The organism is Synechococcus sp. PCC 7335, assembly GCF_000155595.1.
In the GTDB taxonomy this organism is placed as follows: domain Bacteria; phylum Cyanobacteriota; class Cyanobacteriia; order Phormidesmidales; family Phormidesmidaceae; genus Phormidesmis.
This window is the reverse complement of the sequence record NZ_DS989904.1, coordinates 1162939-1186433: the sequence shown is the minus strand read 5'-3', so window position 1 is coordinate 1186433 and position 23495 is coordinate 1162939. Positions and strand designations below refer to the sequence as shown.

The window sequence follows — 23495 nt, the reverse complement described above, 5'->3', positions numbered from 1 at the left end:
TTCGATTCTATTGTTCAGGAATGAGTGGCGGGCGCATGTTAAATGTTGTTAATGGCCTTAGTTTGGCTATCTAGGTGCTCTAGACGGACTTTTTGAATATCGCCAACGGCTTTAGTTTGGTTGTCGAGAAATTCTAGTCGGGTAGTCTGAACGTCTTCAACCGCTTTGGTTTGGTCGTCTAGAAATTCAAGGCGTGATTTTTGAACGTTTTCAACCGCTTTAGTTTGGCTATCTAGGTGCTCTAGACGAACTTTCTGAATATCGCCAACGGCTTTAGTTTGATTGTCGAGAAATTCCAAACGTGTAGTCTGAACGTTATCAGTCGCCTTGGTCTGGCTGTCTAGGTGCTCTAGACGAGATTTTTGAACGTTTTCAACCGCTTTGGTTTGCGTGTCAAGCACCTCTAGGCGACGTTGCTGGACAGAAGTAGAAACAACTTCGGCTGCATTGGCAACAGGGGAGAGAACTAATGTAGCAGCAGTCAATGCAAGAGTGGAAATGAATAGGGTTTTCATGAGTTGGCTCCTTTAGAAATCAATATGTTTGCTTCATTGATTTAAGAATGCCAGCTACAAGTAATGGGCTGGTGAGGGTAGAGTAAGGGGTATCTAAGAACAAACGAAATGATTCAGAAGAAAGTATATAGGCAATCTTCAGCTTCCACTCATAAAGCAACTCCTGGTCACGCTAATAGCGACTGCTCTTGGACAGAATCTGTTAGGCCCGAAGAAGACGAAGTCGGTACATACTATAGATCTCCAAGAGTTGTTCTACCTATGAGGCAAAGGAGTTCTCGTGTTCGAGAGGGCGCTAACCCGAGCCCAAATTCAACTATGGTGATGAACCTTCTTCAGGGGGAAGGCTTTCAGGAATGACAACTTCTACTTCACTAGCCTCATCCGCTGGCGACTCTACATCTACTGATGGTTCTGATGGTTCTAGGACTTCTGCCGGTTCGCTATTAGAGGGCTGTATGTCTTCACCTGGTACTTCTACCGAAGAAGTTTGATCCGGTTCGGCTATCACTGTCGTTTCATGAGCTGCTTGAATCTCTTTATCGAATTCTGTAGCCATCTCCTCTAGGGCTATTTTCCCCGTTGCTGGCGGGTCAGGGACCGCTGGTAAGAGTTGATTAAGCCGGATACCTAGAATGAGAAAGTCAGTGGCGATCGCACTTTCGTCTACAGCAGGAACTCGCTTTAAGGCCGTTGGCCCAATTAGCAACGCTCTTCCTGCACTGATAGAAATTTGCATGAAGCTAGAAGCTATGAAAAACGCGATCGCGCCCCAAATCAATCCAGCGTTTGGCGTCATTAGCGGACTAATCTGCGGCAGCAATAGGTAGATCTGCTTCAATAGCCATAGTGAGAAAATAGCCACTATCACTGATAAGGCTTTGATCTGCCAAGATTTAAAAATCTGTAAACACCGTCGCTGATCTTCACTTAGTGCAGCGGGACTTAAAGCAGAAGGTGGCAAACTGAAAATGTAGAAGGGTTTGAACCACTGCATAGCTAAAGCGGGGACGATTCCAACTAGGGCGATCGCCCAGAACTGCCCATGAAAAGGCAAAGCAGGCCCTGCCGAAGCAAGCCCTGCTAAGCAGACATCCAGCAGCAGAGGAACAAACGCCAACCCGGCGAAATGTATCCAAAGGTAGCGGTTCTGCTGCAACTCAATCATCGCTATTTAGGTCTGTAGTGAGCCTCTACACTCGTGCCAGTGTCCGCCGCTGAGACACCATCTTGAAGGCATCGATAATGTCGCCTTCTTTCCAGTCATTGAAGCCACCGACCGCGATACCGCATTCAAAGCCAGCGTTAACTTCTTTAGCATCGTCTTTCATCCGTTTGAGCGAATCCAGGTTGCCTACGTAAACAACGTCACCACCCCGATTAACCCTAACTCGGCAATTACGCGTTACCTTACCAGAAAGCACATAGCAACCAGCAACCGTTCCTTTGCGCACAGGGAAGACAGCACGGACTTCCACTTGACCCAATGATTCTTCAACCATCTCAGGCTCTAGCAGACCCTCCATCGCGCCTTCGATATCCTCTAGGAGCTTATAGATGATGTCGTAGTCTTGGATGTCCACACCCATATTGTCAGCTTCTAGGCGCGCACTGTTCGAAACTGTGGTGTTGAAGCCGATAATCACCGCGCCACTGGCTGCCGCTAGATCTACGTCTGTCTCGCTGATTTCACCCGGCGCTGCCATCAGCACTCGAATTTGGACTTCATTTTGAGGCAGCTGCTGTAAAGATCCAAGAATAGCTTCTAAGGAGCCCTGTACGTCTGCTTTTAGAATCAAGTTCAACTCTTTGAGCTCACCTTCTTTAGCTTGCTCCGACAAAGAGTTGAGAGTGACGCGGCGTGAAGCCATCGTTTGAGCTAGACGAGACTGCCGCTGTTCAATGGCCTTTTCGTCTGCTGCTGCGCGAGCATTGCGCTCTTCTGAATACACCTCAAACTCTTCACCTGCTGGGGGCACGTCGTTTAGGCCGAGCACTTCCACCGCAAAAGAGGGTTTGACTTCTTCAGAGCGATGGCCTCGGTCGTCAATCATCGCTTTTACTCGACCAAACACAGGCCCCGCGGCAAAAGCATCACCGATCTTTAGCGTACCATTCTGAACTAGCAGCGTCGCCACAGGGCCGCGAGCTTTGTCCAGATGCGCTTCAATTACAGTGCCGCGAGCCAGACGCTCAGGGTTAGCCTGAAGATCTTCTACTTCCGCGACTAGCAGCAGCATCTCTAGAATAGTGTCTACGTTCTCGCCTGTAATCGCACTCACCGGCACCATAATGGTGTCGCCGCCGTACTCTTCAGGCACAAGCTCATATTCCATCAGCTCCTGCTTCACGCGATCTGGATTAGCCGCCTCTTTATCAATCTTGTTGATAGCGACCACAATGGGTACACCAGCTGCTTTAGCATGACTAATCGCCTCAATGGTCTGCGGTCTAACGCCATCGTCAGCGGCCACTACCAGGATGGCAATGTCTGTCACCCTAGTACCTCGCGCTCGCATAGCGGTAAAAGCTTCGTGGCCCGGTGTATCTAGAAAAACAATCTGACCAGATTTGCGATCGCTATTTGGGTTCGACTTTAGATCGACATGGTAAGCACCAATATGCTGTGTAATCCCCCCTGCTTCACCTTCTGTGACCTTTGCCTGACGAATATAGTCCAGCAGACTGGTCTTACCATGGTCGACATGGCCCATGATGGTAACGACAGGCGGACGGGCAACCAGGTTATCGAGATCTTGATCATCAATCATCTCGGTGACTTTACGAGCCTCTGGCGCTTCTTCGGCCGTCACTGCTTCTACACCAAATTCAGTAGCTACCATCTCAGCAGTTGGCATATCTAACGTCTGGTTGACGTTAGTGGCAATCCCTTTGAAGAACAGCAGCTTGATGATGTCGGTTTGAGGAACTGAGAGCTGCTCTGCTAGATCGTGAACGCTTATCCCACCAGTCAAAACGATCATTTCCGGCTTTTCAGGCACCACTTCTTGTCTACGCTCACGTCGTTCGCGGCGAGATGGCGTCCGCTGCTTCGATTTTTTGGTAGTTGGTGCAGGTTTTGCTTGGCGCTGCCCTCTAGGCTTAGGCGGACGCATCAGCGAAAGGCTCATTTGCTCTTGTGAGACATCGCTGCTGGCCGACTGTAGCTCTTCAAAGTCATCGTCATCATCGACAATGACACGCTGACGCTTCGTCTTAGTAACTTTCTTAGGCCGGATCTCCTGCTCGTCATCGTCTTCCACGGCGGTCCGATCACGCCTTTTCGGTGGACGCGGCGCAGTTGGACGACGCAGTTCCAGCGCAGGATCTACGAACGACTGATCGTCATCAGTATCTGTTTCATCGTCGGTATCAGTGCTCTCGACAGCCGTTTTCCGAGAGACCGGACGACGCAGCTCCAAGACAGGCTTTTTGGGTGCGGGTGGTGCAGATAGGCCATCATCCCCACTGCTATCTAATCTAGGGCGGCCCGGACGAGGCTCTCTAGGGCCATTATCGTCTGAGCGACTAGGACCACCGCGATCACGCTTCAGCACAGGCCGAGCAACCCGGCTACTTCTGTCGTCTTCCTCGCTTCTCCCAGCTGGCTTGTTAGCAGGGCGTGAAGGGGGGGCTACCAAACGAGGCTTAAGCTGATCTGGGCGAGTAGCACCAGATGTAGTTACGATTCGCTCTAGGGGTGGTGCCGCGGCTTTCGGCGCTTCAGGCGGCGAGGCCGGAACAGCCGGAGCATCAACACTACCGGCACTATTGGGCGGCTGACTGATCGACGGGCCGCTGTTGGCCTGATTAGACGGTCTACCAGCAGAGGCTGCTGTTCGGCTGCCAGGTCTTGGAGGAGGCGCTGATAGAGTAGGTGGCTTAGGCGTGGCGGACTTAGCATCAGCACTAGGTTTAGCACCTGGCGCTGATGAAGGTTGTGAGCGACTCGCTCCCGGCGGCGTAGCGGGCTTAGGATATCGCCGAATTTCCAGAATCTGCTGCTCGCGAGGCGGGCGAACGGGCTTAGCAACCGGCTTAACGCCAGAGCTACGAGTAGGCTTGTCAACTTTAGGAGGACGCGCCGCGCGGCGAGCGGGCTTGTAATCAGATGAAGTTGCTACTTTTCTAATTTGCTCAGCGTCTTCTTCTGAAATAGTGCTGCTATGACTTTTGACCGCGATGTTTAGCTTTTCGCAGATCGCCAAGATATCCTTATTTTCCAGTTCTAAATCCTTTGACAGCTCATAGATTCTCACTTTGCCTTTGTTCATCCTTATCCTCTTAAAACCTGACTTGACGAATGTGTTTTACATAAGACCTTTTGCCCTTATCGAATCAACACGCTTGGCCCTTAAGCATAAAGTAAAGCGGTTGCTGTTCTATAACTTTAATACAGCAATGCACATTGACTCATGCTCTCGTACTTAATCGATGAGCACTTATTCTAATCAATACGCTCTGTAATGTGGGCTATTTTCACTCAGATATCAGAACTCGGAAGTTATGTTTGCTGATTGACTTTGTAGTCTAGCTTCTAATATCTGATAGATTTCGGATGGCACTGCCGTTCTTAGTGCTTTGGCTAACCCATTTTTCTTTTTTGCCATGCTAAGACAATTAGCATTAGGACAAAGATAAGCAGAGCGTCCTATTCCATAGTCTAATTGTACTTTACGATGGGGGTAGGTACGGACTACTCGCCATAGCTGGTCGCGGTGAGCCGTTTGTCGACAGCTCACGCACAGTCGGTGGTTTTTCCCTGCCATTTATTCTTCTTCAGCATCAGCGCCCTCAGCAGTTGTCTCTAGCACGGTAGCGTCTGCGACGTCGAAAGGCTCTTCGGCGGTAGGCTCTTCAGCGCTCGCCATCTCTGTCTGTTCATCGTATAGACCATCACTTTCATACCCAGCCGCTTCATAATCAGCCGCAGTTGCCTCGGCCGCTTCTGCTAGGGCCGCTTCCTCTGCAGCCTGCGTCACTGCTCGAACTGCTCTTAGCTCTTCTACGCTGATTCCGGCTTCAGCGGCTTCGGCCACTAGCTGCTTCTCTTCTGCGACCGCTCTGGCTTTCGCTCTCCACTCTTCCGCCTCTGCGATTTCGGCCGCTTCTTCGGCCGCTAGTCTTTCGGCTTCTTCGGCCGCTAGTCTTCTCGCTTCAGTAATTTCTGACATCTTTTGGTTTTCGGCTTCGTAGTCATACTTAGCCGAATCCTTGATATCTATTTTCCAGCCGGTTAGCCGCGCTGCTAGGCGAACGTTCTGCCCTTCTTTACCAATCGCCAAACTCAACTGGTCTTCGGGGACTAGCACATGGGCTTGACGGCCCTCGGAATCCATCAAACGAACTTCATCCACACGCGCTGGACTTAGCGCATTGGAAATATAGGTAGAAGGATCGGGCGACCAGCGGATCACATCAATCTTCTCACCGCGCAGCTCGTTGACGACGACTTGAATTCGAGATCCCCTTGCACCAATACAGGCGCCTACCGGATCGACATCACTTTCTGCGGTGTCAACAGCGATCTTCGTGCGAGGACCCACTGAGCGAGAAGGTGGATTTGCCTCACGCGCGACAGCGACGATGCGAACAATTTCGTCTTCAATCTCAGGGACCTCGTTAGAAAATAGTTCAACGACCAAACTGGCATCCGATCTAGATACCAGCAGTTGCGGTCCTCGATGAGACCCTTCTGAGACCCTTTTGAGCGCAACCCGAAAAGTAGCGTTGGCACGGTAATTATCGTTAGGTAACTGGTCGCGCTTGAGCAATTCAGCTTCTGTATCAGGCTGGCCTATACCGCTACTAACGGCCATGATTACAGATTGCCGTTCAAACCTCAGCACTCTAGCATTCAAAATAGAGCCTTCTAGATCTTGAAATTCTTCTTGGATAAGACGGCGCTGCTGGTCTCGTAGCTTTTGAGCGAGTACCTGCTTAGTTTGAATCGCGGCCATGCGGCCAAAGTCATTTTGCTCAGGCGTTACGTCTAAAACAACCGTATCGCCAGCAAGCGCTTCAGGAGCGACCTGTTGGACCTCGGCTAAGCCGATTTGGTGATCGGAATTTTCGACAGCCTCAACGATGGTTTTGTTAGCCAGAACCCGAAAACCCTCGTCGTCGGTATCAAGTTCTACATAGAAGTTATCGAAATATTCTTCGTCGAACTGGCCATCTATTCTCTGGGTGCGGCGGTAGCGTTCGTAGCCTTTCAACAGAGCTTCTTGAAGGGCCATCTCGACGGCGCTTTTGGGTAGATTACGTTCCTGGCTGATCCCATCGATCATCGCTTGTAAACCGGGCAAGGCGACCATGGACATAGGCGTTTCTCCTTAATTGTCAGGGAATGAGTTTAGGCTTTTTCAGTATGGTTGTTCTTCAGTACACTTATTCTTCAGTACTCAGTTGAACAGATTGGACCAGCGCTTGAGGGATTTTGACAGGTCTGCCCTTTAGATTGAGAGTAAGCTTGTCATCGTCACGACCGATGAGACTACCTCGCCAGATTTGTTTGCTTTTGTAAGGTTCGCTAAGTCGGACTTCGACAGGGAATCCTTTAAAGACTTTGAAGTCGCGATCGCTCGATAGGACATCAGAGACACCTGGACTAGACACTTCGAGTACGTAGGCATCTGGAATCAAATTGGACTCATCTAGCGCCTCGGTTAGCGCGATACTCAGCCGTTCGCAGTCGTTTAAGCCAGTATCTTCTTGAGTCGGATTGCGGACATCTAAGCGCAAAACAGGCGGGCTTTGGTTGGTTTGAAAGACCGCGTCGACAATTTCTAAACCAACCCTGTCGGCAACAGGGGCAGCCAGCTCAAGTACCTGAGGAATTAAAGGATGCGTCATAAAACGGCCCAGAGAACAAAAATCCTAGGGAAGAACAATCAAAAAACAACCAATAAAAAAAGCGGGCTTCTCTCTAAAGAAGCTCCCACTTTTCGCAGCGGTCCGAACAGACCAGACGAATTAGGGCAGATCAAGCATTAACTAAGCGTCAACTCAATCTGCAGCAGTTAATTGTTTTGGCATGATACCTATCAAACCGCACGTAGAAACTGCGTAAGATACAGTCTAACCTATGGATAGCGTAAAGATACAGTTCTAGTACCTACGACCTATCAAGTTTATCCTCAGTAATGTTACAGAGCAGTAGTTACATGGAAGCGGGAGGAATAGGACGTCGTGATCGCCTTGAGACCTCATACACGCGATAGCGAGACTCCTCTAATTGCTCTACATCTTCAGCGGCAATTTTATCTACGTAGTTAATTTTTATTTCTTCTAATAAGTCTGAAACCAACATGCGAATCTCTTCTAGCGTTTCTTCGCGCTGTAGCTCACTACGCAAATTACTACCAAAGCTAGCGACTAATTTGTTAGTCAACTCTCCCCCTTTCTGATCGGCAAAGGCGCTTTGCAAAGCTGAGTTTAAGGTTCTAGAAAGCTCAGCGACTATCTGTCCAGAAATTTGGGTAGCAAACCCCTTGAATCCCGGCATTGCCTTTAGCCCTTGATAGGCCGGAGCCTGATGTAGGGCGCTGATCACGCTATGCTGCAAAAGCGCGTCTAGCTCTGGCTTTATCTTTGGCAAGACCTGATAAACCACTACGTCAGATAGGCGCTTGGCAATGGTTTGGACTTCATCGATGCCATTGATGTCAACATATTGACTGCGGTCAGTAGCTGCTAAAATCCAGCGACTGATGTCACCATCACGGATGAGTCTTTGCACTTGATCAATTACCCGTAGTAGAACGATTTCGGTTAGTTCTACTGCAAACTGACTCACGATTGCGCGGCTAATGCGATTGCGAACAGGTTCTAGATTTATCCAGCGCGCTCGGTGAAGTCGCACGGTGGTAGGGATAACACGCAGCCAACGCCAAAAGCCTAGAAACATCGGTAAGTCATAGATCCGCCATAGCATGGCATCTAGCCAGCTAGTCCCTAAACGACGACGACTCAGGACATAGGTTCGAGCTAAAAATTCAGCGGCGAACAGAGCCATAAACCAGATGTCTATTCGCCAGAATAAGTCGGTAGGATTCCCACGTTCGTTGATACCGCGATAGTAGTTAGTCTCCATCAGCGGCCTGATCTCTTCATCGAAAAAGACAATGTTTTCAGCTAAGCCTGAGTCCTCATAGGAGCCACTAGTTGAGGTTAAATCAGCACGCCAAAATTCAGCGAAAGCAGCTTTAGATGATTCTTCATCCATGCGATCGCGCATTGCATTTTTGATCTGTTCTAAAGTGCCAGACTTGTTTGCAACTGCAAAGGGATCCTCATCGATAATCGCGACGCTTTGCTCTCGCAGCTGTGCTAATAGCCTATCTACCCTTAGCTGGTCGGCGGGCGTATCGACACTGGCGATCTGCGCTGATAGCTGATCAACCACTGTTAGATAGCCTGTCGTTGTTCGCTCTGGCTCGATACCTTTTAGCGTTTCTCCGTACCAGATCGTAATTTGAGGCATCGTCTTTAGGTACAAATCGCGAAAGCGGATATAGCTCAGATCGAATAGAACTAACCCAAGATTGACTAGGGCGATCACCGCCATTACTCGTTCAAACCAAGTAACAGTTGAGCTGACTTTTGCGCGGCGAGGTTTGAACGGATATAGCGTCATGTGATCGCTCCAAAGATAGAAATAAGGCCGGAGAATAGGGTCTATGCGGCGGTCTTCTATTGACCACGATAGACTAAACACAAAGACATTTACTTTTCTTTACAGTCCTCATGGTTGCTACCGCTCCTGACCCTATTACTCCCTCTATTCCTTTTGTTGTTCCACCCGCACGTAACGGTGCCTACTGGACCTGGTCTGGCTATAGAATTCATTACGTACATGCTGGAGAAACGCTTAGAAGCGAATACCCGGAACGTCCCCCACTACTATTCATCCATGGCTTCGGTGCGTCTACTGACCATTGGAGGAAAAATATCTCTGGGCTGCAAGATCGCTTTGAGGTGTATGCGCTCGACCTGATTGGCTTTGGCCGCTCATCTAAGCCCAGCAGCGGCTACAGTCCACAGCTATGGCGAGACCAGATCTCAACTTTTATCAAAGACATCATCGGCAGACCTGTCGTCGTTGCAGGTAACTCCATTGGGGGCTACAGCAGCCTATACACGGGCGCAACCTGCCCAGCAGAAGTGGTCGGCGTCTGTATGCTCAACGGCGTGGGCTCTTTTAGCGAACAGCAGCTTGATCAAGCGCCTAATCCCTTTCGAGAAGCCATAGGACAGCTCATCAAGACCGTCGTTCTTTCACCGTTTCCTAGCTGGGTCGTTTTTCAGTTTGTCCGCAAAAAGTCATATATCCGTAGAACGCTAGAGCAGGTATATGTCAACAAAGAAGAAGTAACTGAGCAATTAGTCGAAGATGTCTATCGACCGGCCACTGATCCCGAAGCGCCTGCAGCATTCGCTGCTTTATTCAAAGCAGAGCGCGGCGAGTATGTAGACGTTTTGCTCTCCCAGATGAGCTGCCCGCTGTTGCTGATCTGGGGAGATGCTGATCCCTGGATGAACACCTACAGCCGAGGCGAATTGTTTCAAAAGCACTACGCAAATCTAGAAGAGCACCATATCAATGCGGGTCATTGCCCTCATGATGATGCACCTGTAGAAGTCAACGCACTGCTAAGCGAATGGGTAATGCAAAAAGTTATTGGCAGCTCAGCTAATCAGGTGGCTGGAAACTGGGTACCGTTGAGGTAGAACGCTGCGTTTGATGTATAGCGGATGGCGCGGCTGACCAGAGCGGTTGAGCTGTAGGTAGGTAAGTTTCTCTCGGTAGGGCGCTAATAGCGACAAAATAGCGCGATCGCGTCCTGACAAACAGCCCCAGTTACCCCAAGCTAACACCACCCGCTCGGCCGCTTCGACGGCCTGTCGCAAATAGCGATCGTTTTGATCACCGATAGGATCGTCCACTTGCTTCAACTTCGTCGGATGCGGCGTGCGATAGCCAAACAAGTTCACAACGTCAAGCGCTGCATACTCCCAGCGCTGAGCGAATTGCATGCAGGCTCTAAGCGTTGGGTCATCACGGCTAGCATCCGCCTGGCTAGGATTTAGCATGACAAACGCAACAGAGCTGCCCCCAGATTGCCATCGTCTCCCTAAGCAATATCGATATTGACCCGTCTGATCAAAGATGGCTGTCCTTTCGACAAGATCACCATTAGCGAATTCTCTCATCTTTCAATCCTGATCACCTCGACCATTCAATAGGGCAGTCTCTTGAACGTATTTCGCAAGCTAGAACCTGAGCTTCAACGCAATCTAATTATCTTCTTTTGTGCATCGCTGTGCTTTTGGGGCGGACTAGCAGGCATGATTCCTAACCTGGCGCTATACATTGGCAGTTTTGGCGCTAGCAACCAAGAAATTGGTTGGGTGATGGCCTCTTTTGCGGTCGGACTGCTGTTCTTTCGGCCACGCATGGCTAGATTGACCGACCAAGTAGGCCGCAAGCCCGCGCTATTGACCGGCGTTTTAGTGATTGCGATCGCTCCAGTCCTATACCTAGCAGTGGGGCAACTGCCACAGGGAGTTTGGACACTACCCGTTCTAGGCTGGCAGATAAAGAGCATCACCGTTCTACTAGGATTAGTTCGGATGTTTCATGGCCTTAGCATCGCCGCATTCTCGACAGCCTACACAGCAGCAGTCGCTGATCTAGCCCCCCCTCAGCATCGAGGCGAGCTAATTAGCACAATGAGCCTTGCTAATCCGGTGGGTTTAGCGCTAGGTCCGGCGTTAGGGGGCTATCTATCCGGGAGCTTCACGTTGGCCTTCTTGACGATGACCGGCATGGGAAGCATCGGAGTGCTCTGTGTGTTATCGGCTAAAGAGCCCTCCCGGGAGGTGCTAGATAGCGCTATCCCGGCCAAAAGTACCACCAACCGCGATGAAGCCTCTAGAGCGTCCCCTTTCTGGAGTTTGCTGCTCACCCCACCCATTCGAGTCCCAGCGCTGATCTTACTGATGGTAGGGATTTCTTTTGGATCAATCGTGACCTTCATGCCCCTGTATGTGCAGTCGCAAGGATGGCGGTTCAATATTGGCTTGATCTACACAGCCAGTGCGATCGCCTCTTTTTCGATTCGTGCGTTCACTGGTAGTGCGAGCGATCGGCTTGGCAGAGGGCGATTTATCAGTCTAGGCATCCTCTGCTACAGCCTTTCAACGTTCACTTTATGGTTATCGAGTGGAACGCAAACCCTACTCCTTGCAGGCTTGCTTCAAGGTGCTGGCAGCGGCACCACAATCCCGATCATTGCGGCGCTAATGGCTGATCGCTCACTACCCAACCAGCGTGGTCTTACCTTTGGTCTATGCATGACCGGCTTTGATCTAGGCATTGCTTTGGCAGGTCCGCTGATGGGACGGGTCGCCGACTACACAGGTAGCTACGCCGTTGTCTTTGCGATCGCTAGCTCAATGACCCTGCTGGGTCTCATTATCTTCATCACAACCTCTAGTAAGGATGTTTCTCATTCCATTCGTTTTGCACTCAACGGCGGACGTGATGTTTACGCTATCAAGTGATAGATACTGACATGTCAGCGCCTTCAAGTCCCTTTGCAAAAAAGAGTGCTAGATCAGCAGTAGAAGGCTTCAATCCCTAAAGAACAAAAAAACGGCGATAGATTTTTAATAATCTATCGCCGTTTTCCTATGAGCGAGCCTGGAGAGATTTGAACTCCCGACACCGTAGTTCGTAGCCACGTGCTCTAGTCCACTGAGCTACAGGCCCACATCGGGTTTTAATAGTAGCACAAGACTAGTGCATCCTAGCGGCTCAAAATTCATATTGTTTTCGCCATGCAAAATCCAGACATTCACCCAGATACCAAGCCAACGAACAGCCCAACGCTTACCCACCTAGACCGTCAGGGGCAAGCCCAGATGGTAGATGTCTCTACCAAACAAACAAGTGACCGGCAGGCGACGGCAACCGGCTCGGTTTCTATGCAGGCCAAGACATTAGCAGCTATCCAATCAGGCAATGCGCCCAAGGGAGACGTTATCGGCACCGCCAGGCTCGCAGGCATTATGGCAGCGAAGCAAACCGCTCTACTGATCCCGCTGTGTCATCCACTGCCTCTTAAGAAAATAGAAGTGACTATCGAGCCAGACGACGAGCTACCTGGCTATCAGATCTATGCCACTGTCAAAACAAAGTCCGAAACGGGTGTTGAGATGGAAGCACTAACTGCCGTTTCTGTCGCAGCGCTTACCCTGTATGACATGGCCAAAGCGCTAGAGAAATCCATGTGCATTCGTGATATTCACCTAGTCGAAAAAATTGGCGGCAAATCTGGGCATTGGCAAGCCGCTTCCCCCACACCCGCTTGATCCCTACTCCTTATACTATAGAAGTAACCTATCTAGACCACACTGCTTATGCCTCCCCGCTGGCCCCGCAAACCTGACCGCGCCGACCCTGAATACAGAAAACTAGAAGACCGAATCAACTTTGCGGTGCATTTTGCCATCTTTGGGGCAGTCAACTCATGCATGGGATTTTTCAACACCTTAAACCCCGGATCGCTACCGCTAGCTAAAACAATCTCCTTAGTTTGGACCTGTGGACTAGCCGCGCACGCAATCTACTTCTTTGTCATTGCAGACTACTCAGCTCAACCTGCTGACCAATCTAAAAGCTGATAAAACGGGCTGATAAACCTAAGTAACCTAACTCCATCGAACAACGATCCCTTATCCACAGAACGCTTATGGCTACCCCTAACGCCTCTGAAAATATCGAAGCACTAGCCGCAGAAATTGGCGAAAATATCTATATGGACATCGCTAAATGGCACCTGTATCTAGGCGTGGCTAAGCTGCATACGCCATTGGCAGAAAAACTGATGCCGATGGTAGCTAGTGACGATATCTCTGAAGATAACGTCACCAAAATTCTTGCAGATATTCCAATTAAGCTAGGTGGCGGACGAAAAACCGTTGCTCTAGCCGACCTACTGCCGATGCAGTGCTTAGTCAATCTGCTTGATTTATTAGAAGACTATCAGCGCAATCTCTAAGTAGTCTTCTTTCATTTTCTCAGAAACCGGCGATAGTTACTGGAGTAACGACTAGAACATCTGGCCGATGGATCAGTTTGAACGACCGCACTCGAACGAATGTAGATGTCGAAGGTCTTTCTGGTAGGGACTCATTTGAATAACAAATTCGTACTTTTGTCTTTCTAATAAACGAAATAAAAGTTAGTATAAGTACACATGAAGTTCAACGCTTTCAGAAATTAGGAGAACAATGGGAATTCTAGAATTTGTGTTTGGTAAGAGCGCACCTAAAGACGATACTGCGCCTAAGCAGGCTTATTACCTTAATGATGATGACGCTAAGACCTTTGGCAACATTGACTATATGCGCTCTTCAAAAACAGTAAGGCGGACCTTCGCCAAGAAGAAGGGTCAGGCTGAGCACATGGAGAGCGTTAGGCAAATCTCTTCGACAGCAGCGAAAGTGATTGATGCCAACACCAATTTTTCGACGTCTTCGCAACCTGCTGCCACCTTCAGCTCTTTCAGTACTCCTAGTGTGGCACCAAAGACTGAAAGCACTGCACCTGCTGCTGAAAGCACTGCACCCGCTGTTGAAAGTACTCCTGCGCCTGCTCGTCGCAAGCCTGCAAGCAGCGATATGGATATGTTCCGTAACATGGCGAAAGACATTCGCAAGTAGTAACGCTTCGTTTGTGAATCTAGCCGGATGCTCTGCTTTGTCTGTTAGGAGTCGTATGGCTATTTAGTTATATAGACTTATATAGACAGAGTAAGCGTGCGTTTCTACTTTTGTCTAGGTTAGCAATTGGCACGACAGATGCAACAGCTTTTATGAGATGGATGAGCTTATGAGATGGATGAGCTAAGGAAAGATTGCTGCTGCTGAGAAACAACTTGTATAAAGCGGTGGTCTATCGAGTTAGGTAGGCCACTGTTTTTGTTTTAAACCGTTTTTCTGTAAATGCCTTTAGTGAGTTACTTCAGGCGCTTGGAGCAACAGTTGTTGATTTACAATTGGCACCTGACGGATCAAGGTTGCGCTGCGCAGTACCATTAGCATCGTTAGAGCTAGCCAAAGCAACTGTGAGCTATTCAACCAACTAGCGAGTAGCGCCAGGGGAAAGAAGCCGATTAGTACTGCTATTAGGGTGCTATTGCGTAAAGTTCGCCCGAAGGTGAGTCCTAGAAAGTAGCCGTCTAGCGTAAAGGCAACACCGCCGAAGCCCAAGACGGGGATCAGCCACAACACAGAAGTGGGGATTTGGGTAAGCAGATGCTCGTGTTTGGTTAATAAGCTAAAGAATGGAACAGGCCAGATGGTTAGGGCTAAGGCGATCGCAACGCCTAGAGATACACTTCCGCCTGCACCTATCCACAGCAGCCGTATTAAATTATCAACTGATCTTTGTCCATAAAATCTACCTGCGTAGCTTTCTACCGCGAGTGCAATTCCGTCCATAAAGTGAGCAGACATCAAGACGACTTGCATTAGCAAAGCGTTGACGCCAAGGACTGTCTCACCTAATCCCGAGCTTAGGTTAGTGAAGCTTGACATTGCTAATACCAGTGCAAAAGTGCGAATCAAGATATCTCTGTTCAAGCCAAACAGCAGGCGCAAATCCTTTGGTTGCCACAGTTTCTTTTTGATCTGCGCTAGCAAATGCCAGGGCACTTTACTAGCAATCACGATGCCACACCCTACCCCTAGCATTACGTACTGACTCAGCGCAGTGGCCAACCCTGCGCCATAGCTCTGCCAGCCTAACTGGCGAATAAACCAGTAGTCTAAGACGATGTTGCTACCGTTGCCGATTACCGATAGCCAAACAACTTGAGCACCTTGGCCACGGCCTAGCAGCCAACCCAATAGAACAAAGTTGACTAGAACAGCGGGCGCACCAACAATACGACCATTAAAGAAGGCGATCGCGGCGTCTCTCACGCCTGGGCTCATCTGCAAAAAGTAGAATCCAATCTCTGCGATGGGCTGTCGCAACAGTAAAACAGCAACGCCCGCACCCAGAGCCAGCAGAGAATTTCGGCATAGAATCAGCCAAATGTCCAATTTGTCATTACGACCAGCTGCCTGAGCGACCGGCCCCGTCGTTCCCATCCGGAAAAAGTTGAAGCCCCAGTAGATCACGTTGAAGACGATCGACGCTAGCGCCACACCATTTAAATAGCGAACGTCAGATAGATGCCCTAAAAAGGCGGTATCAATCAGACCTGCTAGCGGCACCATCAAACTAGAGGTTGTATTGGCGATCGCTAGCTTACAAAATGGCCGAATCCAGCTCGGAGCGTGGTTAAACAACAAGATAGGTAGTTCCCTTTAGTTCGTTCCCCTACGCGAATGGGCAACTCAGGCTAGTGATGGCTGATGACAAGATATCTAAAATCATCGAACAGTAACTAATTGTATGAGCAGACTGTAGATTTCCATCGAATCGCAGTAGCGGAAGTCTAGGTCGCTCAAAAGAGAGCTGTACACTAAAAGCAGCCCTCTTTCCTATGCCTATAATGATTTGGCGCTTGGTTGCTTTGGTATTTTCGCTGTGCTGCTTTCTGCTACCTACAACATCTGCAAGGGCATCTTCGCCTACAGTCTCGCTGCCTATGATCTCACTGCTTATGATCTCGCCGCCCGTGATCTCTCTGCCTGTAGCTTCATTGCACACTTACAACGAGAAACCCGAACAGACAACCTTTCGCTCGAAGCAGAGTTTGCGCGATCGCACTGACCGGTCTTGGCAAATCATCCTCTTCAAACGATACGAGTCAGAGCAGCTACAAGGACTCTACCTCAGACTTGTAGGCTTTCCAGGACTGGTCACCGTCGATAGCAAAAAACCCCTCATGATTGCTACCGGGTCTAGTTTGCAGTGGCAAGCGACCGCTGAGTTAGATCGTCAAACCGCAGAATTACCCGACTACGCAGGACAGTACAATGTTGCCACAGTTCTATCAGATCTTTCAGGCGACATTCCTTTGCAAATGAACATTACTTTGGGTGACGGTAGCACCGCCGAGATAGTGGTTCCTCCGTTTGCCGTCCACGAGTGGCGAGAGCTAGCAGCACTCGCTCCTGACGTTTCTGCTATCTGAGGTTTATTTCTTCTAGGGCTGTTCACCCGCGTGATATGAGCTACGCACGAGTGGGCCAGAGCGAACATGAGAGAAGCCTAAATCGCGAGCGATCGCACCTAACTGCTCAAACTCTGCTGGCGTCCAGTACTTTTGAACCGGAAGATGAGCCAGAGATGGACGCATATATTGACCGATAGTGAGACGATCGCATTGCGCGCTCCTTAGATCTTCCATCGCCTCTACGAGCTCTGATAGCGTTTCACCGTGGCCTACCATCAGTCCTGATTTAGTTGGAATAGTAGAATCAGCGGCCTTCACATAGCGTAAGACATCTAGCGATCGCTCGTACTTCGCACCTCTTCGCACCGGTCCTTGCAAGCGCTTTACGGTCTCTATATTGTGATTAAAACAGGCTGGACGAGCAGCTACAACCTTTTCTACCCTCAGCCGCTGTTGAACTTGGGCATCAGGCCCTCCCCAAAAGTCCGGAGTCAACACCTCAATTTCTGTTTGCGAATTCAGCTGACGAATAGCAGCCATTGTCTTGACAAACCAACTAGCACCGCCATCGGCTAGATCATCACGGGCCACTGCCGTTAAGACCGCATACTTTAAACCGAGTAACTTTACAGACTCTGCTACCTTCATTGGTTCGTCTGGGTCTAATGGCATTGGCACATGCCCCTTATCCACCTGGCAAAACGCACAGCTCCGGGTGCAAGTTGGCCCCATTAGCAAAAAAGTCGCCGTTTGATTGGCATAGCATTCACCTCGATTTGGACAACGTCCTTCCTCGCAAATTGTGTGAATTTGCCGCTGCTTTACTACCTTTTGCACAGCGGATATATCGCTTGCCTTTCCGATCGGTCGACGCAGCCAAGTCGGCATCGCTAGAATCTCAGACCGCATCTGTCTACTCATAGATTGCCTTTCACTCGATTGAATCTCTAGCAACGGATCAGGAGAGGTGCGATCGCGAGACATAGACATGAAGTAAAACAGCTTGCCACTAACAACTCATACACATTCTAGCGACTTCGCCCGCTAACCCGTTCTTATGTTTGCTGCGCTCTAACCCTTTTCTAGCTTTGTTCTATCAACCTGGTAATCTGGGCAACTTTAAACTAGGACTAAAGCGGTCTTAAAGCGAAGATTTTAACTTGTTACAAAAACGACTTGTTACGAAAACGAGATCTCGCCTCGCACACGCATTAGTTTGCTAGTTGTCAACTTGACAGTCATCAGATAAAACGGAGAGCTCGTCGTGGCCAATCACAAAATTTTAGTAATCGACGATAGCAGAGTCATCCGCGCTCGGGTACGTGATATGTTACCGAACGGAAATTTTGAAGTCATCGAAGCGACCGACGGAATCGAAGGCATTGATGCCATCCGCAATCAAAAGCCAAACCTAATCATGCTGGACTTTTTGTTGCCTAGGAAGAGCGGCTACGAAGTTTATCAGGAAATCCAGGCAGTCCCTGAATTTCAAAGCATCCCGTTGGTGATGATGTCAGGCCGCCGCGAAGAGCTAACGGAAAAGATTAGCGAACCCTTCGAATTCTTTGAATTTATTGAAAAACCCTTTGAGCAAAAAGAGCTAATCGGTGCAATCAAAGGAGCGATGGCTAAAGCTCGCAGGGCACGACCTCAAACACTCACGCCCACAGCAGCTAGCGATGAAGACACTTCTACTGAATTTGCAGTCCTACAAACGCAAGTTGAAGCGATCGCTCAAGAAGTCGCTGCTCTCAAGGCTCAAAACAACGAGATTCTTGCGTTTATTAAAGAAAAGCTAGCATAAGCGCTCTTACTTAGGGCTAGCTATTGACCAGTCTCTAAATTCCGATAGAGCGCGAGCTTACCAAGACTGGATTTAGTCGGTTTATCAAGCGCTTGGCCAGTAGCTCAATCTAGTACTCTACTGTCACCGGAGCGTGATCACTGGGCCTTTCTAACCCACGAGGAACGGTATCGATCGTGCAACTCGTTGCTATTTCGTAGAGCGAGGGTGAAAGGTAGTGATGGTCAATGCGCCAACCCGTATTGCGAGCGAAAGAGTTGGTGCGATAGTCCCACCAGCTAAAATGACCGCCTTCGTCTGTGAATTTTCGAAAGGCGTCGGATAGACCAACAGAGAGCACATCGCGAAGGGTTTGTCTTTCGACAGGGGAAGACATAATGTGTTTATCTCTGTTTTTGTCTGTATAAATATCTTTATTTTCGAGGGCGATATTAAAATCGCCGCAGACGTTAAGTTTGGGATGCGCTTCTAGCTGGTGAACTAGATATTGTTTTAGCAAGGCGAGCCAGCTAAGCTTGTATTCATATTTCTCGCTGTTGATAGACGAGCCATTAGGAACGTAGAGATTAACAATTCGCACATTGCCAAGAACGCCGCTGATAACTCTTTTCTGGGCATCTAAATCGCCAACAGTAGCTTCATCCAGAATGGCTCCAAAGCCCATCTGCACCGATTCTAGAGGTGCTCTACTCACTAGGGCGACGCCGTTATAAGATTTCTGGCCATAGAAGTAAGCGTGGTAGCCGATATCTATGAACGCTTGCGCCGGAAAATCTTTGTCGACAACTTTGGTTTCTTGAAGACAAAGAACATCAACAGGATTCGCTTGTAGCCATTGAGTAACCTGCTCTAGACGAGTGCGAATGGAGTTGACATTCCAGGAGGTGACTTTCATAGCGGTAGTGTGTAGACCAAAGACGCAAGACTTTTGTATTCTAAGCGGTGAGGTCCGCTAGAACGCGTTGACGACGAAGTCTTTCAGTCTGTTGCTATCACTCAGTTGGTAAGAATGGCCTTAGAACTAAGAGTAGACCAGCTCTGGCGGATGAGCGGAATAGCACTTGAGGTAATGAGCAGAGCGATCGCACCACTGACCACACCGTCGGCCCAGTACCACTGATAGTTGGCAATCAGCACCGCTCCTACCAACACCCCTAGGCAGCTACCGGCATCTGCAACCATGTGCAAGAAAGCGCCGCGCATATTCAAGTTATCGTCAGCATGGCTATGTAATAGATAGGCGTTGAGTCCGTTGATGCCCAAACCAACCGCGGCAGTGGCAGCCACAGGCTGACTTAATATTTCTGTAGGTAGCATTTGCAGCGCCTCGATAGCTTCTCGGGCTAGCCAGCCACTGACCACCAGCAACAGAATGCCATTTACTAGCGCGGCGATCGCCTGTAGCCTTTCAGGACTCGTATTTGAACGTGTATCTGTCTGTGACTTGCTCGCAGCCCATAACGAAAGCAAAATCGCGCCGACATCACACGCCATATGTCCAGCATCTGCCATCAAAGATAGGCTATTCGTATGCAAGCTTACCCAAAGCTCAGCAATAGAGAAGCTAGCAATAAACACGAGGGCAATTCTAAGCGAGCGCACCTGCTGGGGCGTCGACGGTACGCCGTGATGATGGCACCCCGCCGAATGGCAATCTTCAGAATGATGATGCTCAGACATAGCTGATCTCACGTAAAGTCAGTAACCGGATAGCAAACGTAAGCAAGATAAAATGAAGCATACCCTCAAAGGCGTTCAAAAATAGTCGCAGATAGACGGTTTTTGTGACGGCCCGCCTGATGACTCAAGATCGGCAACCAAAAAGGGCACAAAACTTGAGAGCGAAGGACTTTAGCCAAGATCCGAAGCTTCAGTCCAACTCCTGTCATACGCAATTCAAAACATCATGGCCAAATCCAAGCAGCCTAACAAACCACTAGAAGGTGAAGACTTAGTCAAAGAAACCTGTCGTCGAATCCGAGCAGCAAAGGGGCTATGGGATGCACATCGCAACGCGGCCTGTCGGCATGAGCGCGAAAAGGCATTAGCACTCTATCAACAGCTGACCAAAACGCAAAAGGATAAAGTTCCTCAGCAGCTCAGAATCTGGTTGCGCTATCGAAGCGAGAAATACTTTGGAGCCCATCAAACTGCGCCCGGTCAAAACAAACGCTCTGGCAAAAGGAAAGGACAAACTCCTTGATAAAGCTCGTGGGTTGAGAGCGCTTTGTCCTCTTCTACCGGTCTAGATTAACGTTTCATCAACCTGGTAGCTTTAGTCGCAGGTTAGTCGCAAGATCGTTCGGCCTTCTAACAAACGTAATTGACTCGCTGATGATTCACTGAGATATTAAAGTAATTTCATAGATGTGAAAAAATTTTGAAACTTCAGGCTTTATGATGCGTGTCAACCGTTCCACCTTTGCAAAGCTCTGCTTGTTGACGGCCCTTGCTGTTCCGATTCAGCGGTCGGCCTTTGCAACCGGTGCTCAGGATGTCCCGAGGATAGACACTACCGAGCGCTTAATCGCTCAAGATTCTGAGGCGCTAGAGCCGACAACAACAGCCACTAGCCCAGAAGGAAATTTGACGGCGACGACGGATGCGGATGGCCTTGTCATCATCGAGAACGCTGCAGGTGAGGTAGTTGCGGGCCCTTTAGATGAAACAGGTGGACCGGTAACGGCACTAGCATTCAGCGACAATGGTGAAATCCTAGCTACAGGCACCCAGACAGGACAAGTACGGTTTTGGAATACCGATGGTGAACCGCGAGGAGATGTTTTTCAGCCGGTGGTTGGCGACGATAGTGCGATCACTGAGCTGAGATTTGAAGATAATGAGACGCTCTATGTAGGGGCTAGTCAGGGTCGGCAGGGCCTATGGGGACTTGATGGACTGCCGCCAGATAGCGCAGTCATCGGCCAGACAGAAACGCCAGCTACAGAAACGCCAGCTGTAGATACCGCAGCCGATACGGCCGAAGTCGAGGTTGAGGGAACGCCCTGGTGGGTATGGTTAATCCCATTAATAGGAATATTGGGCTTGGCTTGGCTGTTTTTGGGTAGGCGTCGTTCGCAATCAGACCCTACCGAGGCACGTCGGCAAACTTCACCAACTGCGACCGTTGAACCCCCTATAACTGACTTAGAGCGTGATAGAGAAGTATCGAACAGAGCGCAGACAATTGTCTTGAGTGATCGGGTGGTAGATGAGTCTAGAAATGATCTACCTACCGCCAGTACTCCTGAGGCTGAAACCTTATCACTACAAGAATCAAATGATTTGGAATCATCGCCCGATCTAGAAGGCACTAATCTAGATCTACCGGCAGCTTCTATGGCTTTAGAAGGAGTCGCCATAGAGGGAGCAGACTTAGATGGCACAGGCCTAGACGGTGATGCGATATTAGGGGATGAAACACTAAATAATCAGATCGAAGCTGAGCTTGAAGCTGATCCTTGGGACGACGACCTAGGACTCACTTTAGAAGACGCTGAACCAGCAGCAGCAGCACCCGTAGAACTGGCTGAGTCGATACTTGTAAGCAGCCTCGAGCAAGAACCTACTGAGAGTCCTGCGATTGAAACGCCTGCTGTCGAAGCGTCTATTGCCGACACCGCCTCTGTCGAAACACAGCCTCTTGAAGCGCCTCCTGTTCCAGCTTCCCCCACAGCTGCAAAGGCCGAAACGCCACTTGCCGAAGCACCTGCTACTGCGGCCGTGTCGATCTCCACCACGCCGGGTGATCTCGATGCCAGCGGTATCAATGCCATAGAACCCACTCGTGATACGGTCATTGCTGAGATCGAGACTGCCCTAGACATCGAACCCAATAGGGAGACGATTATTGGCGATAGCGCCGTGATCTACGATGGCGTTTCAGCAGCAGCTACGGAGGAATCTACCGCAGAAGTCCTACCTGATACACCTGATACAGCGGAAGAAGAAGAGGCTGAAGTATTGACCAGCAATGGAGAATCATCCCCCTTGACTATTGAAGATCTTGCTAGCGTAGACAACGGTCTCGCAGATTTACCTGAAGGATACGGTGAAAGCCGGATCGTTTTACTGCCTCGCGATCCTGAATGGGCCTATGCCTATTGGGATGTCTCTAATGAGCACAAAGAAGAGCTTCGTCAGCAGGGTGGCCAAAGGCTGATGCTTAGACTGTATGATGTCACCGATTTAGACATAACCTCGCAAGCGCCTCATAGCATGCAGCAAGTGGACTGCCATGAGATGGCAAGATCGTGGTATCTGGAGATGCCGGTGAGCGATCGCGACTATCTATGCGAGATTGGCTATCTCACAGCGGATGACCGTTGGCTGCTATTAGCTCGCTCGACTCCAATTCGAGTTCCTCCAATCTATCCATCAGAATGGGTGAAAGATCAGTTTGTTAGTATCGATTGGCAAGAGCAGCTAGTAGGCCGCAGCTTCGGCGATTTGGGTCAGCCTTATAGCCTAGACTCAACAGAGCCTGCCGAAGTAGGTGAAGCCACAGACCTACCAAGAATCTATGACAACTTATTCGCACTAACCCAAAGTCAAGCGGCGCTACGAGTTGCTGGTTCACTGTACGGTTCAATGCAGCAAAGTGCGCCTGGTGCACTATCACCCTCTGGAGGCCCAATTGGGTTAGAGCGCTTGATGGGTCCACTGGGGCTCCCTGCATCAGGATTGAACATGTCGGGCCTAACGATGTCTGGGATTGGCTCTGGTGGGTCAGTGCTGCCGGAGCGATCGCGCAAATTCTGGCTAGTCGCCGACGCAGAGCTGATTGTCTATGGCGCTACTGAACCGGATGCAACCCTCACGATTGGAGACAAAGTTGTTCCGCTCAACCCCGACGGCACTTTCCGGTTCCATATTGCCTTCCCTGATGGCCAGATTGACTATCCCATTCGCGCGGTAGCAGCTGATGGCGAACAAACTCGCGCCGTTCATCTGCACTTCAAGCGAGAAACCCCAGAGCGCAACACTAACACTAAAGATGAGGCTAAAGACGAGTGGTTCTAGGGAAGTTAGCTAAAG

General features: G+C 49.6%; 22 protein-coding genes and 1 tRNA gene. 10 read left to right on the top strand and 13 right to left on the bottom strand.

Features of this window, described 5'->3' with window-relative positions; all coding sequences use genetic code 11:
- Positions 1–38: 38 nt before the first annotated feature.
- The 7 genes from S7335_RS05285 to S7335_RS05260 form a co-directional block, all read right to left on the bottom strand.
- Entirely contained in the window at positions 39–515 is a 477-nt protein-coding gene (locus tag S7335_RS05285) for a hypothetical protein (RefSeq protein WP_006457579.1), read from the bottom strand.
- 316 nt (positions 516–831) lie between these two features.
- Entirely contained in the window at positions 832–1683 is an 852-nt protein-coding gene (locus tag S7335_RS25735; RefSeq protein ID WP_006455628.1) for a low-complexity tail membrane protein, read from the bottom strand.
- A 25-nt stretch (positions 1684–1708) separates the two neighbouring features.
- Positions 1709–4789, bottom strand: a complete 3081-nt coding sequence (infB, locus tag S7335_RS05275) for a translation initiation factor IF-2 (protein ID WP_006455324.1) — start codon at positions 4787–4789, stop codon at positions 1709–1711.
- A gap of 216 nt (positions 4790–5005) precedes the next feature.
- Positions 5006–5284 (bottom strand): YlxR family protein, encoded by a 279-nt coding sequence (locus tag S7335_RS26650; RefSeq protein WP_071776908.1) that lies wholly within the window; start codon positions 5282–5284, stop codon positions 5006–5008.
- Positions 5285–6838, bottom strand: coding sequence for a transcription termination factor NusA (nusA, locus tag S7335_RS05270; protein WP_006454359.1), 1554 nt, complete (start codon positions 6836–6838; stop codon positions 5285–5287).
- Between the two features lie 67 nt (positions 6839–6905).
- On the bottom strand, positions 6906–7370 hold the full coding sequence (gene rimP, locus S7335_RS05265) for a ribosome maturation factor RimP (protein ID WP_006456125.1): 465 nt from the start codon (positions 7368–7370) through the stop codon (positions 6906–6908).
- A 307-nt stretch (positions 7371–7677) separates the two neighbouring features.
- Positions 7678–9153: a hypothetical protein gene (locus S7335_RS05260; protein WP_006455891.1), complete on the bottom strand. Its 1476-nt coding sequence runs from the start codon at positions 9151–9153 to the stop codon at positions 7678–7680.
- Positions 9154–9263: 110 nt separating this feature from the next.
- On the opposite strand from S7335_RS05260, the gene S7335_RS05255 reads away from it, so the two are divergent.
- On the top strand, positions 9264–10247 hold the full coding sequence (locus S7335_RS05255) for an alpha/beta fold hydrolase (protein ID WP_006454522.1): 984 nt from the start codon (positions 9264–9266) through the stop codon (positions 10245–10247).
- Here the strand turns inward: S7335_RS05255 and S7335_RS05250 are convergent.
- On the bottom strand, positions 10206–10730 hold the full coding sequence (locus S7335_RS05250) for a DUF1643 domain-containing protein (RefSeq protein WP_038015682.1): 525 nt from the start codon (positions 10728–10730) through the stop codon (positions 10206–10208). The genes S7335_RS05255 and S7335_RS05250 overlap by 42 nt on opposite strands.
- A 42-nt stretch (positions 10731–10772) precedes the next feature.
- Here S7335_RS05250 and S7335_RS05245 point away from each other — a divergent pair, with 42 nt between their 5' ends.
- Entirely contained in the window at positions 10773–12083 is a 1311-nt protein-coding gene (locus S7335_RS05245; protein ID WP_006457208.1) for an MFS transporter, read from the top strand.
- A 134-nt stretch (positions 12084–12217) separates the two neighbouring features.
- Here the strand turns inward: S7335_RS05245 and S7335_RS05240 are convergent.
- Positions 12218–12291, bottom strand: a tRNA-Arg gene (locus S7335_RS05240).
- 68 nt (positions 12292–12359) lie between these two features.
- On the opposite strand from S7335_RS05240, the gene moaC reads away from it, so the two are divergent.
- The 4 genes from moaC to S7335_RS05220 all read left to right on the top strand — a co-directional run bounded on the left by moaC (position 12360) and on the right by S7335_RS05220 (position 14246).
- Positions 12360–12893, top strand: coding sequence for a cyclic pyranopterin monophosphate synthase MoaC (moaC, locus tag S7335_RS05235; RefSeq protein WP_006456086.1), 534 nt, complete (start codon positions 12360–12362; stop codon positions 12891–12893).
- Positions 12894–12941: 48 nt separating this feature from the next.
- Entirely contained in the window at positions 12942–13205 is a 264-nt protein-coding gene (locus tag S7335_RS05230) for a 2TM domain-containing protein (protein WP_006454386.1), read from the top strand.
- Between the two features lie 68 nt (positions 13206–13273).
- Complete coding sequence (locus S7335_RS05225) at positions 13274–13582, top strand: DUF3181 family protein (protein WP_006454803.1); 309 nt, start codon at positions 13274–13276, stop codon at positions 13580–13582.
- 232 nt (positions 13583–13814) lie between these two features.
- On the top strand, positions 13815–14246 hold the full coding sequence (locus tag S7335_RS05220) for a hypothetical protein (protein ID WP_006456503.1): 432 nt from the start codon (positions 13815–13817) through the stop codon (positions 14244–14246).
- A 288-nt stretch (positions 14247–14534) separates the two neighbouring features.
- Here S7335_RS05220 and S7335_RS05215 read toward each other — a convergent pair whose 3' ends face one another.
- Positions 14535–15884 carry an MATE family efflux transporter gene (locus S7335_RS05215; RefSeq protein ID WP_006455540.1) on the bottom strand — a complete coding sequence of 450 codons (1350 nt, stop codon included), beginning with the start codon at positions 15882–15884 and terminating at the stop codon, positions 14535–14537.
- Between the two features lie 299 nt (positions 15885–16183).
- Here S7335_RS05215 and S7335_RS05210 point away from each other — a divergent pair, with 299 nt between their 5' ends.
- Positions 16184–16672 (top strand): DUF3122 domain-containing protein, encoded by a 489-nt coding sequence (locus S7335_RS05210; RefSeq protein WP_038017142.1) that lies wholly within the window; start codon positions 16184–16186, stop codon positions 16670–16672.
- A 12-nt stretch (positions 16673–16684) separates the two neighbouring features.
- Here the strand turns inward: S7335_RS05210 and lipA are convergent, their stop codons facing one another.
- Positions 16685–17644 carry a lipoyl synthase gene (lipA, locus tag S7335_RS05205; protein ID WP_006456407.1) on the bottom strand — a complete coding sequence of 320 codons (960 nt, stop codon included), beginning with the start codon at positions 17642–17644 and terminating at the stop codon, positions 16685–16687.
- Positions 17645–17918: 274 nt separating this feature from the next.
- On the opposite strand from lipA, the gene S7335_RS05200 reads away from it, so the two are divergent.
- The gene (locus tag S7335_RS05200) at positions 17919–18458 is read left to right on the top strand and encodes a PleD family two-component system response regulator (protein ID WP_006455121.1); all 540 of its coding nucleotides are present in this window, start codon (positions 17919–17921) and stop codon (positions 18456–18458) included.
- Positions 18459–18567: 109 nt separating this feature from the next.
- Here S7335_RS05200 and xth read toward each other — a convergent pair whose 3' ends face one another.
- Together xth and S7335_RS05190 are read right to left on the bottom strand one after the other, a co-directional pair.
- The gene (xth, locus tag S7335_RS05195) at positions 18568–19353 is read right to left on the bottom strand and encodes an exodeoxyribonuclease III (protein WP_006455022.1); all 786 of its coding nucleotides are present in this window, start codon (positions 19351–19353) and stop codon (positions 18568–18570) included.
- A gap of 101 nt (positions 19354–19454) precedes the next feature.
- Positions 19455–20138, bottom strand: a complete 684-nt coding sequence (locus S7335_RS05190) for a cation diffusion facilitator family transporter (protein ID WP_006455518.1) — start codon at positions 20136–20138, stop codon at positions 19455–19457.
- A 226-nt stretch (positions 20139–20364) separates the two neighbouring features.
- On the opposite strand from S7335_RS05190, the gene S7335_RS05185 reads away from it, so the two are divergent.
- Both S7335_RS05185 and S7335_RS28750 read left to right on the top strand, forming a co-directional pair.
- On the top strand, positions 20365–20661 hold the full coding sequence (locus S7335_RS05185) for a hypothetical protein (RefSeq protein ID WP_006453416.1): 297 nt from the start codon (positions 20365–20367) through the stop codon (positions 20659–20661).
- A 194-nt stretch (positions 20662–20855) separates the two neighbouring features.
- A complete protein-coding gene (locus S7335_RS28750) occupies positions 20856–23480 on the top strand; it encodes a DUF4912 domain-containing protein (RefSeq protein ID WP_006455199.1) in 2625 nt (874 codons plus the stop codon).
- The last annotated feature ends 15 nt before the right edge of the window (positions 23481–23495 follow it).

Coding starts and splice junctions, on each gene's coding strand:
- S7335_RS05190 (WP_006455518.1), bottom strand. CDS start 20,138: ATGTCTGAGCATCATCATTCTGAAGATTGCCATTCGGCGGGGTGCCAT.
- lipA (WP_006456407.1), bottom strand. CDS start 17,644: ATGTCTATGTCTCGCGATCGCACCTCTCCTGATCCGTTGCTAGAGATT.
- moaC (WP_006456086.1), top strand. CDS start 12,360: ATGCAAAATCCAGACATTCACCCAGATACCAAGCCAACGAACAGCCCA.
- S7335_RS05250 (WP_038015682.1), bottom strand. CDS start 10,730: ATGAGAGAATTCGCTAATGGTGATCTTGTCGAAAGGACAGCCATCTTT.
- S7335_RS28750 (WP_006455199.1), top strand. CDS start 20,856: ATGATGCGTGTCAACCGTTCCACCTTTGCAAAGCTCTGCTTGTTGACG.
- xth (WP_006455022.1), bottom strand. CDS start 19,353: ATGAAAGTCACCTCCTGGAATGTCAACTCCATTCGCACTCGTCTAGAG.
- S7335_RS05185 (WP_006453416.1), top strand. CDS start 20,365: ATGGCCAAATCCAAGCAGCCTAACAAACCACTAGAAGGTGAAGACTTA.
- infB (WP_006455324.1), bottom strand. CDS start 4,789: ATGAACAAAGGCAAAGTGAGAATCTATGAGCTGTCAAAGGATTTAGAA.
- S7335_RS05260 (WP_006455891.1), bottom strand. CDS start 9,153: ATGACGCTATATCCGTTCAAACCTCGCCGCGCAAAAGTCAGCTCAACT.
- S7335_RS05225 (WP_006454803.1), top strand. CDS start 13,274: ATGGCTACCCCTAACGCCTCTGAAAATATCGAAGCACTAGCCGCAGAA.
- S7335_RS05255 (WP_006454522.1), top strand. CDS start 9,264: ATGGTTGCTACCGCTCCTGACCCTATTACTCCCTCTATTCCTTTTGTT.
- rimP (WP_006456125.1), bottom strand. CDS start 7,370: ATGACGCATCCTTTAATTCCTCAGGTACTTGAGCTGGCTGCCCCTGTT.
- S7335_RS05220 (WP_006456503.1), top strand. CDS start 13,815: ATGGGAATTCTAGAATTTGTGTTTGGTAAGAGCGCACCTAAAGACGAT.
- nusA (WP_006454359.1), bottom strand. CDS start 6,838: ATGTCCATGGTCGCCTTGCCCGGTTTACAAGCGATGATCGATGGGATC.
- S7335_RS05285 (WP_006457579.1), bottom strand. CDS start 515: ATGAAAACCCTATTCATTTCCACTCTTGCATTGACTGCTGCTACATTA.
- S7335_RS05210 (WP_038017142.1), top strand. CDS start 16,184: ATGATCTCACTGCTTATGATCTCGCCGCCCGTGATCTCTCTGCCTGTA.
- S7335_RS26650 (WP_071776908.1), bottom strand. CDS start 5,284: ATGGCAGGGAAAAACCACCGACTGTGCGTGAGCTGTCGACAAACGGCT.
- S7335_RS25735 (WP_006455628.1), bottom strand. CDS start 1,683: ATGATTGAGTTGCAGCAGAACCGCTACCTTTGGATACATTTCGCCGGG.
- S7335_RS05230 (WP_006454386.1), top strand. CDS start 12,942: ATGCCTCCCCGCTGGCCCCGCAAACCTGACCGCGCCGACCCTGAATAC.